General features: G+C 67.4%; 17 protein-coding genes. 10 read left to right on the forward strand and 7 right to left on the reverse strand.

Annotated elements, in window-relative coordinates:
- Positions 1 to 2: 2 nt before the first annotated feature.
- A complete protein-coding gene (locus AC24R4_RS09890; RefSeq protein ID WP_400396388.1) occupies positions 3 to 2,153 on the reverse strand; it encodes a phosphocholine-specific phospholipase C in 2,151 nt (716 codons plus the stop codon).
- A gap of 64 nt (positions 2,154 to 2,217) precedes the next feature.
- The gene (locus tag AC24R4_RS09895) at positions 2,218 to 2,385 is read right to left on the reverse strand and encodes a hypothetical protein (protein ID WP_400396386.1); all 168 of its coding nucleotides are present in this window, start codon (positions 2,383 to 2,385) and stop codon (positions 2,218 to 2,220) included.
- A 470-nt stretch (positions 2,386 to 2,855) separates the two neighbouring features.
- Between AC24R4_RS09895 and AC24R4_RS09900 the strand changes: the two genes are divergently transcribed.
- Complete coding sequence (locus AC24R4_RS09900; protein WP_343655674.1) at positions 2,856 to 3,338, forward strand: hypothetical protein; 483 nt, start codon at positions 2,856 to 2,858, stop codon at positions 3,336 to 3,338.
- A 17-nt stretch (positions 3,339 to 3,355) separates the two neighbouring features.
- Here AC24R4_RS09900 and AC24R4_RS09905 read toward each other — a convergent pair whose 3' ends face one another.
- Entirely contained in the window at positions 3,356 to 4,504 is a 1,149-nt protein-coding gene (locus AC24R4_RS09905; RefSeq protein WP_487522866.1) for a DSD1 family PLP-dependent enzyme, read from the reverse strand.
- A 163-nt stretch (positions 4,505 to 4,667) separates the two neighbouring features.
- On the opposite strand from AC24R4_RS09905, the gene AC24R4_RS09910 reads away from it, so the two are divergent.
- From AC24R4_RS09910 to AC24R4_RS09920, 3 genes are all read left to right on the forward strand, one after another.
- Positions 4,668 to 5,042, forward strand: coding sequence for a DUF6152 family protein (locus AC24R4_RS09910; RefSeq protein WP_487522867.1), 375 nt, complete (start codon positions 4,668 to 4,670; stop codon positions 5,040 to 5,042).
- 3 nt (positions 5,043 to 5,045) lie between these two features.
- The gene (locus AC24R4_RS09915) at positions 5,046 to 5,546 is read left to right on the forward strand and encodes a DUF6644 family protein (protein ID WP_487522868.1); all 501 of its coding nucleotides are present in this window, start codon (positions 5,046 to 5,048) and stop codon (positions 5,544 to 5,546) included.
- Between the two features lie 147 nt (positions 5,547 to 5,693).
- Positions 5,694 to 7,238: a methyl-accepting chemotaxis protein gene (locus AC24R4_RS09920; RefSeq protein WP_400396361.1), complete on the forward strand. Its 1,545-nt coding sequence runs from the start codon at positions 5,694 to 5,696 to the stop codon at positions 7,236 to 7,238.
- 42 nt (positions 7,239 to 7,280) lie between these two features.
- On the opposite strand, the gene AC24R4_RS09925 is transcribed toward AC24R4_RS09920, so the two are convergent.
- On the reverse strand, positions 7,281 to 7,877 hold the full coding sequence (locus AC24R4_RS09925) for a 2-hydroxychromene-2-carboxylate isomerase (RefSeq protein ID WP_400396363.1): 597 nt from the start codon (positions 7,875 to 7,877) through the stop codon (positions 7,281 to 7,283).
- Positions 7,878 to 8,044: 167 nt separating this feature from the next.
- Here AC24R4_RS09925 and AC24R4_RS09930 point away from each other — a divergent pair, with 167 nt between their 5' ends.
- The 5 genes from AC24R4_RS09930 (at position 8,045) to AC24R4_RS09950 (ending at position 12,442) form a co-directional block, all read left to right on the forward strand.
- Positions 8,045 to 8,761, forward strand: coding sequence for a PadR family transcriptional regulator (locus tag AC24R4_RS09930; RefSeq protein ID WP_487522869.1), 717 nt, complete (start codon positions 8,045 to 8,047; stop codon positions 8,759 to 8,761).
- 2 nt (positions 8,762 to 8,763) lie between these two features.
- Positions 8,764 to 9,597 carry a siderophore-interacting protein gene (locus tag AC24R4_RS09935; RefSeq protein ID WP_400397299.1) on the forward strand — a complete coding sequence of 278 codons (834 nt, stop codon included), beginning with the start codon at positions 8,764 to 8,766 and terminating at the stop codon, positions 9,595 to 9,597.
- Positions 9,598 to 9,668: 71 nt separating this feature from the next.
- A complete protein-coding gene (locus AC24R4_RS09940; RefSeq protein ID WP_487522870.1) occupies positions 9,669 to 10,058 on the forward strand; it encodes a hypothetical protein in 390 nt (129 codons plus the stop codon).
- 121 nt (positions 10,059 to 10,179) lie between these two features.
- Positions 10,180 to 11,397 (forward strand): alanine transaminase, encoded by a 1,218-nt coding sequence (gene alaC / locus AC24R4_RS09945; protein ID WP_400396295.1) that lies wholly within the window; start codon positions 10,180 to 10,182, stop codon positions 11,395 to 11,397.
- A gap of 103 nt (positions 11,398 to 11,500) precedes the next feature.
- Positions 11,501 to 12,442, forward strand: a complete 942-nt coding sequence (locus tag AC24R4_RS09950; RefSeq protein WP_400396296.1) for a LysR family transcriptional regulator — start codon at positions 11,501 to 11,503, stop codon at positions 12,440 to 12,442.
- Between the two features lie 348 nt (positions 12,443 to 12,790).
- On the opposite strand, the gene AC24R4_RS09955 is transcribed toward AC24R4_RS09950, so the two are convergent.
- On the reverse strand, positions 12,791 to 12,928 hold the full coding sequence (locus AC24R4_RS09955; protein ID WP_487522871.1) for a hypothetical protein: 138 nt from the start codon (positions 12,926 to 12,928) through the stop codon (positions 12,791 to 12,793).
- Positions 12,929 to 13,123: 195 nt separating this feature from the next.
- Between AC24R4_RS09955 and AC24R4_RS09960 the strand changes: the two genes are divergently transcribed.
- A complete protein-coding gene (locus tag AC24R4_RS09960) occupies positions 13,124 to 14,938 on the forward strand; it encodes an ATP-binding cassette domain-containing protein (protein WP_487522872.1) in 1,815 nt (604 codons plus the stop codon).
- Between the two features lie 41 nt (positions 14,939 to 14,979).
- Here the strand turns inward: AC24R4_RS09960 and ggt are convergent, their stop codons facing one another.
- Positions 14,980 to 16,605 carry a gamma-glutamyltransferase gene (ggt, locus tag AC24R4_RS09965; RefSeq protein ID WP_487522873.1) on the reverse strand — a complete coding sequence of 542 codons (1,626 nt, stop codon included), beginning with the start codon at positions 16,603 to 16,605 and terminating at the stop codon, positions 14,980 to 14,982.
- A gap of 10 nt (positions 16,606 to 16,615) precedes the next feature.
- Positions 16,616 to 17,599 (reverse strand): Bug family tripartite tricarboxylate transporter substrate binding protein, encoded by a 984-nt coding sequence (locus AC24R4_RS09970; protein WP_487522874.1) that lies wholly within the window; start codon positions 17,597 to 17,599, stop codon positions 16,616 to 16,618.
- Positions 17,600 to 17,697 lie beyond the last annotated feature (98 nt).

Consider the following 17,697-nt stretch of genomic DNA (forward strand, 5'->3'; position numbering starts at 1 on the left):
CCTCAAACGCCCATGGCCGGATCGGACGTGGTGTGCGTACCGTTCTCGAGCCGCCCGGCAAAGCGTCGGCTGAATCCGCCTTGCTGGGTGGTCACCGTGAAGTCGTACCAGTTGCCCTGCGGTCCGACCGGCCAGTGCTGGTCCAGTTCCTTGCCCGGCGGCAGTTCGAACGTGGTCGGGCCATCGTTGCGATAGGCGTTCGGCCTGACCGTGAACGTGCAGGCGGCGGTGCCCCGGTTGATCAGGGTCAGCCAGACTTCGGCATTGGTCTCGTCATAGCAGACGCGGATCTCGGGCGCCGCACCGCCGCCGGCGGCCTTCTGCGCGCTGACATCGCCCACGAAGGCGCGGTGGTAGCCGTTCGGGCCCAGCACCCAGAAGTCGTAGCGGCCGCCATCGGCGCTGACGTCGATATCGGCCTGATAGGCATCGCCGGCGTCGAGGGCAATGCGGCGCGGCACATCGCTCAGGTGCAGACGGTCGTAGACGTGGAACACGGCCGCCTGCTTGCCGTCATTCTTGAACAGCAGCGAGAACGTGTTGGTAACCGGGTTTTCCAGTCCGCTGGTATGCAGCGTGTAGGGCAGGGCGCGCGACGGGCGCGTGCCGCGCTTCTGCGTGGGCATCTGCTGGACGGTCACGGCCGGCGCGGGAATCTGGGCCTTGGCGTCCTGGGCGGCGCGCTCGGCGTCCGCGCCGGACTGCGTCAGGGGCGTGATGCCCAGCGTCACGTTGGCGTTCGGGTTGACGAAGTCGAACGCCGACGTCAGATCGCCCATGATGGCGCGCCGGTACGCGCTGATATTGGTTTCGGCCACGCCGAACCGTTGCTCCAGGAAGCGCAGCACCGACGTATGGTCGAATACCTGCGAATTGACCCAGCCGCCGCGGCTCCACGGCGATACCACATACATCGGCACGCGCGGGCCGGGGCCGAATGGCGTCTTGTCGACGCTGTAGTACTCGGTCTTGGGGTCCAGCGCCGCCGAGGTGTAGCCGATCGGTTCGCCCTTGGCCGTCAGCGCCGGGGCGCATGGCGGCGGCACGTGGTCGAAGAAGCCGTCGTTTTCATCGAAATTGATCAGCAGGACCGTGCGGCTCCACACATCGGGATTGGCGGTCAGCGCATCGAGCACCTGCTGGGTGTACCACGCGCCCTGCACCGGGCTGGAAGGCCCGGGGTGTTCCGAATAGGTGGCCGGGGCCACGATCCACGACACCTGCGGCAGCGTGCCGGCCGCGATGTCGTCGCGCAGCGCCTGCAGGAAGCCGCCGTCGGGCATGGTGTTGCCGATACCCTTGAACAGCGGGTTGGTGGCGTCGTCCGCAGGCGTGTAGGGCGGATACGGCGAGCCATTCGCGGCATTGCCGCGCGCGGCGTTGGCGGCGCGGTACTTCTGGAAGCCGGCCAGCGGGTTGTCGGTGAAGTTGTCCGGCATGTTCTGGTAGACCTTCCAGCTCACCCCGGCCGCCTGCAGGCGCTCGGGGTATGTCGTCCACGTGTAGTTAATGCCGGTGGCGTCGAGCGAATCGCCGCTGTTGTCGATGACCGGGCCGCCGTGGGTGCCGAACGGGTCGTTGGTGCCGGTCCAGTGAAACAGGCGGTTGGTGTTGGTGCCGCCATGGAAGCTGCAGTGGTACGCATCGCACAGCGTGAACGCATTGGCCAGCGCGAACTGGAACTTCAGTTCCTGCTCGGTGTAGTAACCCATCGACTGGGTCTGCTTCGATGTGGGCCAGGCGCTCATGCGGCCCAGGTCATACGCGGCCTGGGCATCGGGCTGGCTGTGCGGCGTGCCGCTCACGCGCTGGGCATTGCCGGCGGTCTGGTCCAGGTGGTAGGGCAGCACGATGCGGTTCTTGTTGCCGCTGGCATAGGTCTGCTGGAACACGTTGCGGCCGCCCGGCAGCGGGATCGTGAAGCGGTCGCCGAACCCGCGCACACCGTTCATGGTGCCGAAGTAGTTGTCGAACGAGCGGTTTTCCTGCATCAGCACCACCACGTACGCCACGTCGCGAATGGATTTGGTGGCGTTGTTGGCCGGAATGGCCAGCGCGCGGCGGATGGCTGGCGGAAAGGCGGAAAGGGCGGCGGTGGCGGCGGCGCTGCCACCGGCCATCTTGAGAAAATTGCGTCGGCTGCTGGAAGTCATATCGGATTGCCCGGAGGGATCGGATGCGCGGTCAGTGGATTGGCGTAGGGGTCTGGCGCGGCAATCAGGGCGCGCACTTCATTTGCGGCTTGGCGTCGGGCGTGCTGGCTCCCGGGGACGGGGGCGTGCTGTCGCTGTCACCGCCGCAGGCGGTCAGGGCCGCGCAGAGCAGCAGGGCGGCCAGCATGCCCAGCGGGCGCCGCCGGGCAAGGGTTCGAATGGCTTCGGTCATGGTCTGTGTCGGGTGCGGGGAGTGGCAAGTTGCAGCGCGTGACGCGCGATGCGGTCCGCAGCGTAAGCAGCGGGCAGGTCACCCGGGTGACAGCCAGGACAAGATTTCCGATACCGCTATTCGTGATTTTTGCGGTCCATGTACAGACATTGCGGACATCGGCAAGATGAACAAAGGTGGCGTAGCGAACGCTTTCGGCAACCTTTCAGGGCGCAATTTCTGCTGCGATGCACCACGCGCTGTGCTATGGTTTTAGACGTTTCCCTCAAACCACGAACAGGTGCACCAAAGCAGTGACACTTGCGGAATTTTGGGAAGCCGCGCCAGTTCTGGCCTGCAGGGAAGTGACGCGAGATCCGAGACCTCTTGCTCGATTTTTGTTGCGGTTGCAACACGCCGTGACCTTGCTTGTAAACGGGGCATGCCGCCACCAAAGTGGTAGGCGGAAAGGGCGTTCGCAGGAGCTGCATATGGAAAACGAAACCGGTTACGTCTGGCATTACACGGTAGGCACCCCGCTGGTCGCCATTGCGCGTTCGGGCCGGCTCATGCCTGCTGCCGCACATGGGTCGGCACCCCGATCCGGTGACGGAATTCTCTGGTTCTCGCGCAACCAGCAATGGGATCCGTCCGCGACGCGCGACGACGGATTGAGCCAGGCCAGGCAAACGCTGTCGCGTGCCGCCTTGCACACACGCTTTGGTCTCTACCGCTTTGGCCTGCCCGCGCACGACATGCGTCTGCTGCCATGGCCGACGGTCACGCGCGTGGCCGATATCGACGTGCCCGAAGCCATGACGATGGTCGCCAGCGGCCTGCGCTGCGGCGCGGCCCCCACCGACTGGATCGGCACGCTGACCGACGTGCCGCTGGACGATCTGCGATTCGAAAAATGGACCGGCGCCGCGTGGGCACCGGCCGACCTGGACGAACTGGTGGCCCAGTCCGCCTGATCGTCGGTGGCCGGGGCCTAGCGGCTCAGGCCGCGTGCCGATACCGGCCAGACACTTTCCACCACGCCCGCCCGGATGCCCACGATCTCGTCGTAGAGGTTCAGCGTGGGATCGCAATGGCCGGGCACCAGCATCATCCGGCTGCCCAGTGCGGGCAGCTTGCCCACCAGGTCTTCATGTTTCGGCATCACGATGCCGTGCTCGTCGTTGGCGGCCACGTAGTCCAGCGTGGCCGACTGCTTGCCATCGGTCCAGATCCACGGCAGCCCGGAGTCGACGGCCATCGACTTCAGTCCCGCGTCCACCACCGCCCGATCGCCGGCCGCCACGCTCATGACCGACGTGGCGATAAACAGGCTGTGCTCGAAGCGCAGCGCGCCCGCATAGTCGTTGGCGCCGTAGTCGGCATCCATGAAGACATAGGAGCCCGGCTGGATTTCGGTATAGACGCCGCTGCCCAGGTCGAACTCGACGCTGCCGCTGCCGCCGCCCGTCACCACGTCGCAGCGGACGCCGGCGGCTTCGAGTCGCGCAATGAAGGTGCCGGTACGATCGGCCGCACGCGCGGCGCCATCGCGCCGTTCGTTCCAGCCGCGCAGATGCTGGATGCCGCCGTGATAGGCCTGCAGCCCGCGCATCGTCAACTGGCCATGCCGCGCAATGCGTTCCACCAGGGTCAGCATCGCGGCCGGGTCGGTGACGCCGCAACGCCCCTGCCCGACATTGACCTCGACAAAGACCCCCAGCCTGCTGCCGGCGGCTTCGGTGGCGGCGGCCAGGGCATCGACCTGCGCGATGTCGTCCACGCAGACGCTCAGCGTGGCATGCCGTGCCAGGTCGGCCAGCAGCGCCGCCTTGGCAGGCCCGGCCACTTCATTGCTGATGTGGATGTCGCGCACGCCGGCGCGCACGAACGGAATCGCCTCGCTGACCTTCTGGCAGCAGATGCCCACCGCACCCCGGGCGATCTGCGCCAGCGAGATATCAGGGCACTTGTGCGCCTTGGCGTGGGGCCGCAGCTTGATGCCGCGCCGGTCGGCGGCGGCCTGCATGCGGTCGAGGTTGGTCGCAAAGCGATCCAGGTCCAGGACCAGGGAAGGGGTGTCGATGGTGTCGGCGGGCTGGCCCGGCCGCGCGGCCGGTGGCAGATCGAAGGCGATGGACATGGCGATGGAAGAGACGCTGCAGGGGGGTGAAAAGGGCGACCCACAGCGTACCACGGCGTGCGGGATGCTCCGCCTTGCGCTCGGCCGTCGGTCATCTACGATGGGGGGGTGTTCTCGCCATTGCCTCAGCCAAACTTCCGCCCCAGGGCAAAGGAGTCTCGCCATGATCTTCCCGCGCATCGCCGTTTCCCGCCCTGTGCTTTGCCTGGCCGCCGCGATGGCGCTGGCCAGCCTGCCAGCGATTGCCCATCATGGATGGTCCACCTACGACGAAACCAAACCGCTCACCGTGACCGGCAAGATCGTGGAGACGCACTATGAGAACCCCCACGCCACGATCCGCGTGGACGTGCAGGGCAGACGCTGGCTGGCCGTGCTGGCGCCGGTGTCGCGCATGGAATCACGCGGCGCCACCGCCGACAAGGTGGCGGTGGGCAAGCAGGTGACGATGGTCGGCTACGCCAGCAAGGAAAAGCCCGATGAGATGCGCGTGGAGCGCATCACATTCGACGGCGGCCAGACCGTGGAACTGCGCTGACCGATGGCGGATCTCGGCGCCCTGGCCGCCCAGCTTGCAGCCTCGCCGTTCGCGGTATGGCTGCGGGCGTCGGCATGGGCCTATCCGGCCTGCGAGATGCTGCACCTGGCCGGCATGGCACTGCTGTTCGGATCCATCGTGGTGGTGGACATGCGCCTGGCCGGCCTGGGCCGCCAGTTGCCGGTGACGCCGCTGCTGCGGCATGCCTTGCCGGCCACCCTGGCCGGCTTCGTGGTGATCCTGCTGAGCGGCGCGTTGTTGTTCGTGGCCCATGCCGACGACCTGATCGGCAACCGGGCGTTCGTGGTCAAGCTGGGCCTGATCGTGCTGGGACTGGCCAATGCGGCATGGTTCCACGCCGGTCCCTACCGGGCGCTCCATACCGGAAACAGCGGATGGGAAACGTTGCGCGCGCCGCCCCCGGTGGCCCGCACTTGCGCCGTGCTGTCGCTGGTGACGTGGATGCTGGTGATCTGCGCGGGGCGGTTGATCGCCTACGTTTAGCCAACGTGCATGCCCCGCTGAGTGGCGCATGAGACACGTGTCAAGCTTCGAATTTGATGTAACGCAAATGCTGGGTATCGGGGGCCTCAAGGTTCAAGCCAGTGGGACGTTAAGGCTGGGCTGAATCCATACGTGTAGAGCCCCCCGATGAATAACTTGAGTATTCGCCACGGCCTGCTGGCCACGCTCGTGATCTTTGGCCTGATGATCGTATTTGGCGCCGTGCTGGGTGTCAGCCAGTTGAGCGCCAGCAGCGATGCCGCCGAACGGATCCACCTGATTTCGTCGCGGGCGATCCTGCTCAACGACGCCTACAAGGACATGACGCGCGCGCGCTCGGCGCTGACGCGCGCCTACAGTTCGGCCAAGGCCAGCGGCCAGGTCAACGACGACGCGCTGGCCAGCGCCACCAAGTCCATCGCCAGGTCGAAGGACGAACTCGCACGGTTCGAGAAGGCCGCCGCCTTCCCGGAACAGGATGCCACCACGCGCGACGACATCGTCGCCGCCGGCCGCGCCCACATGGACGTCGTGCAGCGCGGCCTCGATGCGCTGCGCAACGGCGATCCCGACGGCTACGCGACCATCAACGACAAGGACATCACGTCGTCGGGGGCAAAATATTCGGCCGGCGTGGAGCGATTCCAGCAGTTCGCCGAAAAGCTGAACGACGAGGCGGCCGGCGATGGCCGGCAGCGCCTGAACCGCGTGATCCTGCTGGTGTGCGTGGGCCTGGCCATGTCCTCCGGCCTGATCCTGGTGGTGCACCTGGCGCTGCGCCGCCTGGTGGTGATGCCGCTGTATCTGGCGCGCGACCTGATCATGCGCGTGGCCGACGGTGACCTGACCATCAAGGTGCCGCAGGCGGGTCGCAACGAAATCGGCCAGCTGCTCGATGCCGTGTCGCGCATGCAGGCCGGCCTGACGCAGACCGTGGCCAAGGTGCGGGCGGGCTCCGATGCCGTGACCACCGGCGCGCGCGAGATTGCCGCCGGCAATACGGACCTGTCTTCGCGTACCGAACAGCAGTCGTCGGCACTCGAAGAAACGGCGGCCAGCATGGAGCAGCTGACATCGACGGTCGGCAACAACGCCGAAAGCGCCACGCATGCCAGCGCCCTGGCGCGCAACGCGGCTGACCTGGCCGCACGCGGCGGCGAGGTGGTGCGCGGCGTGGTGCATACGATGAGCGAGATCAACACCAGCTCGCAGAAGATCGTCGACATCATTGGCGTGATCGACGGCATCGCGTTCCAGACCAACATCCTGGCGCTCAACGCCGCCGTGGAAGCGGCGCGTGCCGGCGAGCAGGGGCGCGGGTTTGCCGTGGTGGCCGGCGAGGTGCGCAGCCTGGCGCAGCGCAGCGCCAATGCGGCCAAGGAAATCAAGGGCCTGATCGATTCGTCGGTCGACAAGGTGGACGCCGGCAGCCAGCAGGTGGAGCAGGCCGGCAGCACCATCGAAGAGATCGTGGCGGCCGTGAAGCGCCTGGCCGATACCGTCAGCGAGATCTCGGCGGCGTCGATCGAGCAGTCCAGCGGCATCACGCAGGTCAGCGAAGCCGTGTCGCAGATGGAGCAGGTCAACCAGCAGAACGCCGCACTGGTGGAGCAGGCGGCCGCAGCCGCCGATTCGCTGGAATCGCAGGCCAATCAGCTGGCTGCCGCCGTGGCCACGTTCCGGCTGGCCTGATTTGCCGGCTGGCTTGCGTGCCAGCCCCGGGGTGATATCCGACTATCCGCCGGCCAGCTGTTCCTCGACGAACAGCAGCCGGTCGTTGCCCCAGTACAGCTTGTCTTCGACGATAAAGCTCGGCGCGCCAAAGATGCCGCGCGCCACGGCTTCGTCGGTCACGCGCTTGAGATCGGCCTTGACCTCGGGGTCGTCCAGCATCGCCAGCGCCTCGCGCGGGTCCAGCCCCGCCGCCACCAGCACCTTGCCGATCTCGACCGGATCGTTCAGGTTCCGGCCCGTTTCCCACATTGCCGTGAAGATGGCTTCCACATACTGGTGGAATGCCGCCTCGCCCTTGCGCTGGTAGCCGATGGCGCCGCGCATCAGCGCCAGCGTATTGATCGGAAAGTGCGGATTGAGCCGGAATGGCACGTCATATCGCCGGGCCCAGCAGTCCAGATCGCCGTCCGACCATTGCCGCTTGGCAGGAATCTCCATCGGGCTGTGATTGCCCGTGGCCTTGAACACGCCGCCGAGCAACATCGGCCGCCACACGATGGTGGCGCCGGTGCGCGCCGCCACCCGTGGCAATTCCTTGTACGCCAGATACGAATAGGGGCTGCCGAAGTCAAAAAAGAATTCCACCTGCCTGGTCATCGCGTGTCTCCGTTGGAATGGGTGATGCTACGTCGTGGTTGTTGTGCGCTCAGGTGGCTTGCATTGTGACAGGAACTCCGCCGCATCGGCACCCGGCAAGTCGGCCTTGACTTTATATCGTACGATATATATCTTACGATACGTCTTACGATATATCGGAGTGAGCAATGCGACACCATTTCAATCGGATGCACGATCACATGGGCCATGGCGGCCCGCACGGCAAGCACCACGGCGGCATGCGCGCCATGATGGCGATGAAGCTGATGGGCATGATGGGTGGCCGGGGCGGCGGCTTCTGGTCGCAGGGCGGCGGCGGCTTTGAAGGCGATGGCGATGGCTTTGACGGCGACAACCTGCGGCGTGGCCGCAAGTTCAGTGCCGAGGACCTGCAGTTGCTGCTGCTCTCGCTGCTCGATGAAAAGCCATCGCACGGCTACGAGCTGATCAAGGCGCTCGAAACCCGCACGGGGGGCTTCTACAAGCCGAGCCCCGGGGTGGTGTACCCCGCGCTGACTTTCCTGGAAGACGTGGGCTATGCCACGGTGGACCTGGAAGGCAACAAGAAGCGCTACCAGTTGTCGGAGGCGGGCCGCGCCTACCTGGACCAGAACCGCGCGCGGCTGGAGCAGATGGTGGCGCGCCTGCAGCACGTGGCGCGCAAGATGGATTTCATGCGCCGCGCCATGAGCGGCCAGCCCCAGCGCGATGTCGAGGAGGGCGGCTGGGCGCCAGAACTGGTGCAGGCGCGCGGACGGCTGAAGCAGGCCCTGATGATGCGCAGCGGCGCCACGGCCGACGAGCAGCGCCGGATCGCCGCCATCCTCGAACGCGCGGCCGACGAGATTGAGCGCGGCGAGCGCGGCGCCAACCAGCCGGAGTGAATATGAGCGATACCCGTGACCTGACCGTACAACGCGTGCGTCATCCGCTGAAGATGCGCCTGCTCAAGGTGCTGCGCACCCGGCAGGTGTCCCCGCAACTGCTGCGCGTGACGCTGGGCGGCGAAGACCTGGCCGATTTCGTTTCCGGATCGTTCGACGACCACGTCAAGGTCTTCTTCCCGGAGGCCGGTGCCGCCAAGCCGGTGCTGCCGCAGGTCGGCCCGGACGGCATCCAGTTTCCCGAGGACCAGCCGCGCCCGCCGGCGCGCGACTATACGCCGCGCCGCTACGACACGGCCGCCCGCGAGCTGGACATCGAATTCGTGCTGCATGGCGACGGCCCCGCGTCGACGTGGGCCGCCCAGGCGCAACCGGGCCAGTACCTGGGTGTGGGCGGCCCGCGCGGGTCGTTCGTGATTCCGCGTGACTTCGACTGGCACCTGCTGATCGGCGACGACACCGCGCTGCCGGCGATTGGCCGCTGCATCGAGGAACTGGGCCCTGCGCGCGTGATCGTCGTGGCCGAGGTGGCCGATGAATCGGCACGCATTCCGCTGGCCACCGGCCCGCACGCCGAGGTCCACTGGATCCATCGCGACGAACATCGCGGCGAGGCCGACGAAGCGGCGCCCGAGGGCAGTCTGCTGACGCCCACGTTGCGCTGGCTGAGCCTGCCGGCCGGCGAGGGCTACGTGTGGGCCGCCGGCGAAGCTGCGGCGATGCGCGACGTGCGCCAGTACCTGGTGAACGAGCGCGGCATCCACAAGACGCGCATCCGGGCATCGGCCTATTGGAAGCGCGGCAATGCCGCCGTTCACGAAACGCTGGACGACTGACCCAAAGCCTGGTTCCCGCGGCGATGCGGCGCGGCTACACTGGCGGCTCGCCCATTGCCACGGACCCCGCCATGCCCCGCCTTCGCCCGTTGTTGTCGATTGCCGTGCTGACCGCCGCAGCCGGACTCACCGCCTGCGCCCCCGATTCGTTCCGCAACTACGAGGCGCGGGGGCTCAACAACTATCTCGACAAGGTCCAGGCCGTCTGCGCCAACACGCGGCTGAACAGCCGGCCGCTGGGCGAATGGCTGCGCAGCGGCTCGGACGACAGCGACAGCAACTACGTGTACTGGCTCGACCAGACGTCGCGGCTGTACTACAACCGGATCACGGTGCCGCAGTATCGCGATTCGATCGCGGGCGCATTCGGCGGCAACCAGCCCAACGCCGACGCGCTGGACTGCATCGTGCGCAACCTGCCGCCCGACCGGCCGACCAGCCCGCCCGGCGGCATGTTCTGATTTTTTGCCGCCAGCCCGTTGTGCAAATGCGCGCGGCTGGCTAATATCAGTCCCCAGTGGCCGAGACAACGGCCACGACGTCGCTCGGACGGTTCCGGGCGCTCACGTAAAGGACTCCTCCATGACTGCCGAATCCGGCAAGCGCCGCTTTGCGCGCATCGATCGTCTTCCCCCCTACGTCTTCAATATCACCGCCGAGCTCAAGATGGCCGCCCGCCGCCGTGGCGAGGACATCATCGACATGAGCATGGGCAACCCCGACGGCGCCACGCCGCCGCATATCGTGGCCAAGCTCGTGGATGCCGCGCAGCGGCCCGATACGCATGGCTATTCGGCGTCGAAGGGCATCCCGCGCCTGCGCCGCGCGATCTCGCACTGGTACCGCGACCGCTACGACGTGGAGATCGATCCGGACAAGGAGGCCATTGTCACGATCGGCTCGAAGGAAGGGCTGGCGCACCTGATGCTGGCCACGCTGGACCGTGGCGACACCGTGCTGGTGCCCGATCCGAGCTACCCGATCCATATCTACGGCGCGGTGATTGCCGGCGCCGATATCCGCTCGGTGCCGCTGACGCCGGACATCGACTTCTTTGCCGAACTCGAACGCGCGATTCGGGGCAGCTATCCGAAGCCGAAGATGATCGTGCTCGGGTTCCCGTCGAACCCGACCGCGGCCTGCGTGGAACTGGACTTCTTCGAGCGCGTGATCGCGCTGGCGCGCAAGCACGACATCTTCGTCGTGCATGACCTGGCCTATGCCGACATCGTGTTCGATGGCTGGAAGGCGCCGTCGATCATGCAGGTACCCGGCGCCAAGGACATTGCCGTGGAGTTCTTCACGCTGTCGAAGAGCTACAACATGGCGGGCTGGCGCATCGGCTTCATGGTGGGCAATCCGGATCTGGTGGCCGCGCTGACGCGTATCAAGAGCTATCACGACTACGGCACGTTCACGCCGCTGCAGGTGGCCGCCATTGCCGCGCTGGAGGGCGACCAGCAGTGTGTGAAGGAGATCGCGGCCCAGTACCAGGCGCGCCGTGACGTGCTGGCGCGTGGGCTGATCGAAGCCGGCTGGCAGGTCGATATTCCGAAGGCGTCGATGTATATCTGGGCCCGGATCCCCGAGCCGTATCGCGCGCTGGGGTCGCTGGAATTCTCCAAGCAGCTGCTGGCCAAGGCCAAGGTGTCGGTATCGCCCGGCATCGGCTTCGGCGACTTCGGCGACGAGTACGTGCGCTTTGCCCTGATCGAGAACGAATCGCGAATCCGCCAGGCCGTGCGCGGCATCAAGGCGATGTTCCGCGCCGACGGGCTGGTCAAGCCGGCGGTGGCCTGAGGCGTCGCCCGGACCGCGCCGGCGGCGTATCTGGTATAAGTCCCCCACAACATCGAAGCCGATCCCCGCGGGCGCGGGGAGGTCGGCCCAGCAGGGAGACCAGATGGAATTGCGCCAGCTTCAGTATTTCGTGCGGGTGGTCGAACTCGGCAGCATGAGCCGTGCCGCGCTAGAGCTCGACATGGTGCAATCGGCCGTCAGCCAGCAGATCAGCCGGCTGGAGAGCGAACTCTCCACCCGGCTGCTGCGCCGCACGCCGCAGGGCGTGACGCCCACCGAAGCCGGCCTGGCGTTTTTCCATGAAGCCCAGCTCACGCTGCGCCATGCCGAGCAGGCGCGCCGTGCCGCGCATCAGGCACGGCTGTCCGGTGCCGTGAGCGTGGGCCTGGCGCCGACCACGGCGTCGGTGATCGGCGTGCCGCTGATCCGCGCGATGCGCGAGCGTTATCCCGACGTCCGGCTGCATATCGTGGAAAGCCTGTCGGGCCACCTCACTGCGATGCTCAACGCGCGGCAGCTTGACCTGGCCGTGCTGTTCGGCACCCACGCCGCCCGCCGCTGGACCGTGATGCCGCTCCTGGATGAAACGCTGTTCCTGATCCAGTCGCGCCAGGCGCTGCCCCAGGGCAAGGCCGATCCCCCCACGCAGCGCACGATGGCCGACCTGGCCGATGTGCCGCTGATCATGCCAAGCAGCGTCCACGGCCTGCGCAGCACGCTCGACGCCGCCTTCGCGCGCGCCAAGGTGACGCCCCGCGTGATCCAGGAGGTTGACTCGCTGGCCATGCTGATGGATGCCGTGGACATGGGCTTCGGCGCCACGCTGCAGCCGTGGGCGGCGGTAGGCCGCTATCCCGACGCGCAAACGCGCTTCCACCTGGCACAGATCGACGACCCGCAGGCGGGACGCCAGAACCTGCTGTGCAGCCTGTCCGACGACGAACTGTCGCCCGCCGCGCTGGCCTTGCGCGTGGTGCTGGCCGATACCGCACGCGGCCTGGTGCGTTCGGGCGAATGGCGCGGAGCGCGGCTGCTGGAAGGCTAGGCCCGTCATGTGACGGCGGGTCCCGCTCGCGCGGGCCGGCGGCTGGCCGCCCAGCGTCCCCCCACTTTGGAAGGGCCGGAATTCCGTTCGGTTGATCCCATGGCGCGCTGCTGATGATGGCGATGCTGGTGGGGTCTGGCCGGCGCTATCGATGTCGGTGTTCAGGCTGTCTGACCGGCGCGCGCTTGCGCCCGCACTCGCCTGATCGCAGTCCGAGGTAGCCCGTACGGAGCAAGCCGGAGCCAGTCTCCGGCTTTTTCACTTTTTCATGGTCCGCCCCCGCGCCTGGCCGGTAATCCTTACACGGCTTGCACGTTCTGGCGGGGCGCGGCATGGTCTGGCGCAGGGCTACCAGAACGTGGCCGCGTAGCCCACCACGATCAGCGCGATGGCGATCAGGAAGATCGGGTGCGTCCACGTATAGCGGCGGGTTCCACGCAGTTTCTGCATCTTTTCTTCGCGGTCCTGCACGTCGCCTTGCTGCATGGGTGTCCTCCTCGAAGTCCGGGGCCCGATGGGCCGACAGGGGGTGGGTGTGCAGGATGCGTGCCATGCGGCCTGCCGGCCGTGCTGGCAACGATGCCAGACATCGGCGCCCAGGCTTGGCACAATGGCAAGCTTCGCCCGCGCCGTCGCCCACCGGCGATGGCCCGCGCGCCCCCGCACAGGAGAGATGACTGCATGACGGTGCCCGATATGTCCGCCTCGCCAGATCCGTCCGATTCGTCCGATTCGTCCGATGCGTCCGCTTCGCCCGATTCCTCCGGCAAGCCCGCTCGTCCGCCCGCCGTCGGCCTCGGCAGCGCGGCGCGCGACCTCTATCGTGCGCTCTGGCGCCATGCGCATGGCGTGCGGGGCCAGATGCTTGGTGCTGCCGCCCTGTTGTCGGCGGCGCAACTGCTGCGGCTGACCATGCCCTGGCTGGCCGCGCAGGCGATCAACGCGCTGCAGCAGGGCCAGATGGAGGTGGCTGGCCGCTGGATTGTCTACCTGATCGGCATCTACCTGCTGTCGTGGCTGTTGCACGGCCCGGGCCGGGTGCTGGAACGCAATGTGGGGGTGCGGGTACGCGAACGGCTGTCCGACCAGCTTTACGCGCGCATTGCGTCGGCGCCGCTGGCGTGGCGCGATGGCCGGCACTCGGGCGAACTGCAGCACCGGGTGGTGCAGTCCAGCCGCGCGCTATCCGACTTCGCGCAGAACCAGTTCGGCTACCTGCAGAGCGCGTTCAATTTCGTGGGGCCGATCGTCGCGCTGGCGCTGCTGTCGCGCACAAGTGGCGTGATCGCGGTCACCGGCTACGTGGTCATCGCGCTGATCATCCTGCGATTCGATCGCACGCTGATGCAGCTGGCCCGTGCCGAGAATGACGCGGAGCGCCGCTATGCCGCCGCGCTGCTCGATTTTGTCGGCAATGCCGGCACCGTGATCGGCCTGCGGCTGCAGGCCGCGTCGCGCAAGCTGCTCGACCATCGCATGGCGGCAGTGATGGCGCCGCTGCGCCGCGCGGTGGTGGTCAACGAAGGCAAATGGTTTGCCGTCGATCTGCTTGGCATGGGGCTGACGTGGATCCTGGTGGTGGTGTACGTGCTGCAGGCGCGGCAGCCGGGCCAGGCCGTGCTGTTGGGCACGGTCTTCATGATCTACCAGTATGCGCAGCAGGCCGCCACCGTGGTTGGCGCGATGGCCTCCAACTTCCAGAGCTTCGCGCGCATGCATACGGACTACGGCAGCGCCGAGCCGATCTGGGCAACACCGGGCGACCCGGACGCGGCGGTGCCCGCGGTGATACCCGACGCCCCGTGGCAGACGCTGGAACTGCGCGGCGCCACGTGGCGCTACCCCGACGATGCGCGCGGCGGGCTGCACGGTATCGACCTGCAGCTGCGGCGCGGTGCGCGCGTTGCGTTGGTCGGGCCCAGCGGCGGGGGCAAGAGCACGCTGCTGCGCGCGCTGGCGGGTCTCTATCGCCCGCAGCAGGGCGAACTGCGCCGCGACGGCATGGCCGAGGACTGGATCGAACTGCGCGCGCTGGCCACGCTGATTCCGCAGGAGGCGGAGGTGTTCGAGGCCAGCGTGGAAGAAAACCTGACCTTCGGCGAGCCCGCCGATGCGGCGGCGCTGCAGGCCGCCGTGCATACGGGCGTGTTCGACGAGGTGCTGCAGCGCCTGCCCGACGGGCTGGCCAGTCCGCTCAGCGAGCGGGGGGCCAATCTGTCCGGCGGCCAGCGGCAACGGCTGGCCTTGGCGCGCGGCGCACTGGCCGCGCAGGGCAGTTCGTTGTTGCTGCTCGACGAGCCGACCAGCGCGCTGGACCCGCAGGCCGAAGGCCGCGTGTTCGACCGCATGTTCGCGGCGTTCCCGTCGGCCTGCATCGTCGCATCGGTGCATCGGCCGAGCCTGCTGGCCCGGTTCGACACCATTGTCGTGGTGGAAGCCGGCCGTGTGGTGGACGCCGGGCCCCGCGACGAGGTGCTGGCACGGCGCGGCGACTGAGCGTACGGCGCCGGCCGCCAGTGGCGGCCGGCACGGTGCCACTACATCAGCGAGTCGGTCGAGTAGGCGACGCCATCGCGCCCGGGATCGGCGCCGCCGCGCAGCGTGGTGCCGTCGATATGCACCGCATGGACCCATCCGATCGTGTAGTTGTACGGATTGCGGATCACCTCGTAGCCCTGCTGTTCGAGCTGCCGGCAGACTGCGCGCGGAATGCGGTTGCAGACGTCGATGGCATTGCTGGTCGACGAGAAGCGCGGCGCCGACACGGCGTCCTGGATTGGCATGCCGTGGTCCACCGCGTTCAGGATGACCTGCAGCACGCCCATGGCGATCTGCGTGCCGCCCGGTGCGCCGAGCACGATTTCCGGCCGGTTGTCGCGGAACACGATGGTGGGGCATGACGACGTGAAGCGGCGCTTGCCCGGTGCGATGCTGCCCGCGCGGCCGGGCCGGGGGTCGAACACGCCCATGCACCCGTTGTACATGAAGCCCAGGCCCGGCGTGATGGCGCCCGACGGCATGGCCAGCGAATGGGTCAGCGACACGCAGTTGCCGTCGCCATCCACCACCGACAGGTGCGTGGTATCGCGGGGCACCGCGTGTCCCGGGTTCACGCGCGTGACGGACACCTTCTCGTGCGCACGCACGGCGGCGGCGGTCTGCGCGGCGCGCTCGGCGGACAGCAGGCGTTCCAGCGGAATATCGACGAAGGCCGGGTCGCCAAGATGCATGTCCTTGTCCACGGTGGCCTGCTTCATGACCTCGCAGACGATGCGCAGGTATTCGGGCGAGTTGTGCGGCATCGCGCCCAGGTCGAACTGCTCCAGGGCGTGCAGCATTTCCAGCAGCATCGCGCCGCCGCCAGGGGGCTGGTTGGTGGCGATGACCCGGTCGCGATAGCGGCCGAACAGCGGCTTCTGGCGGATCACGCGGTAGTCGGCCAGGTCCTGACGGCTCAGCAGGCCGCCGTTGGCCTGCATGTCGGCAACGATGGCATCGGCGATCGATCCCCGGTAGAAGGCATCGGCGCCATCGCGGGCAATCACGCCAAGCACATCGGCCATGTCGGCGTTGACGATCGGCGCGCCGATGGGCCGGGGCCAGCCGTCCTCGCGGCAGTAGACGCGGCGGCCCGATTCGCTGAAGGCCAGCCGCTCGCGGTTGCTGGCGCGGCCCAGCGTGGCTTCGTCCATCCAGAACGCATGCATGCCGGGGCGCACGAAATAGCCGTCGCCTGCCCAGGCGATGGCCGGTGCCACCACTTCGCGCCACGGCAGGATGCCGTGGGCGGCGTGCATCGCCTCCAGGCCGCGCAGCGTGCCGGGCGTGGCAATCGACTGATAGCCGATGTCGTTGAGCCGGTCCTTGATGAAGAAGCCGAAGCCGTCGCGTGCCTCGCCTTCGAGCAGGTCGGCCCACATGTCGGGGCGCGCACTGGCCGGGGCGGTGGCGTGGAAGTCGAAATATTCGTGTGCGCCGGCATCGCGCATGTAGACCGCGCCGGTTCCGAAGCCCGCGATGCCGCACATCAGCGGATCGACCACGGTCTGCGCCAGCGCGCAGGCCACGGCGGCATCCACCGCGTTGCCGCCGGCCTTCAGGATCTCGACGCCCGACTCGGCCGCTTCCGGCTGCGGGCAGACCACCATTCCAGGATTTGTCATGGGATGGGCCTCACCGGGATTGGAAGTCGACGGAACCGAGCGCTTCCTGCACCTTGGCGGTGTCGCGCACGGTCATCTGCATCAGCATGCCGGACGGGCCCGGCATGGGCACCACCTGCATGGTCTTGAGCTTGTCTAGCGTGCCCTTGTCCGCCAGGAAGACCTGCGAGGCAGCGTGCAGGCGCTTCACGACATCGGGCGACGTGCCGGCCTTGGCGGCCACGCCCATCCAGCCCAGGTCGTCCAGCCCGGACAGGCCAAGCTCGGAGGCGGTCGGCACGTCCGGCAGGTCGGGCAGCCGCTTTGGCGCGAACAGCACCAGCGGCACCAGCTTGCCGGCGCGAATCTGCGGCATGGCCGTGCTCAGCACCGGTGCCATCACCTGCGTCTGGCCGCCAACGGTGGCCACCACGCCATCGGGCTCGCCCTTGTACGGCACGTGCGTCATGCGGATATTTTGGTTCTTCTGGAACAGCTCCACCACCAGGTGGGTGGAATTGCCGTTGCCCGACGACGCGAAATTGATCTTGCCCGGCTTGGCGCGGGCGGCCGCGACCAGGTCGGCCAGCGAGTGGAAGCCGGTTTGCGGATTGGCCACCAGCACGAACGGCACCGTGGTCAGCACCGCCACGGGGGTGAAGTCGGTTTCGGGCTTGTACGACAGCGGGGCATAGGCGAACTTGTTCAGCACCATCTGCGAGACGCCGGCCAGGAACAGCGTGCATCCGTCGGCAGGTTGGGACAGCACGTACTTGGCCGCGATCACGCCACCGGCGCCGGCCTTGTTTTCCACGAGCACGGTGGTGCCCAGTTCCTTCGAGGCCGTCTCGGCCCACATGCGGGCGAGCGTATCGGTGCTGCCGCCGGCCTGCTGCGACACCACCAGCTTGATCGGTCGCGTGTTCCCCGCTTCGCCGCAGGCCCAGCCTGTTGCCGATGCACCCACTGCGAGCATCGCGGCCAGCAGTTTCCCCATGATGGAGATTTTTCTCATGTCGTGTCCTTCTTGATCAGTGGTTCCATGGATTGTTCCGCGGCCGCAGAAGCGTCAATATTGGCGCGGGATGCGCGGAACGGCCAATGAAATGTTCC

The organism is Cupriavidus sp. CER-90, from assembly GCF_057652055.1.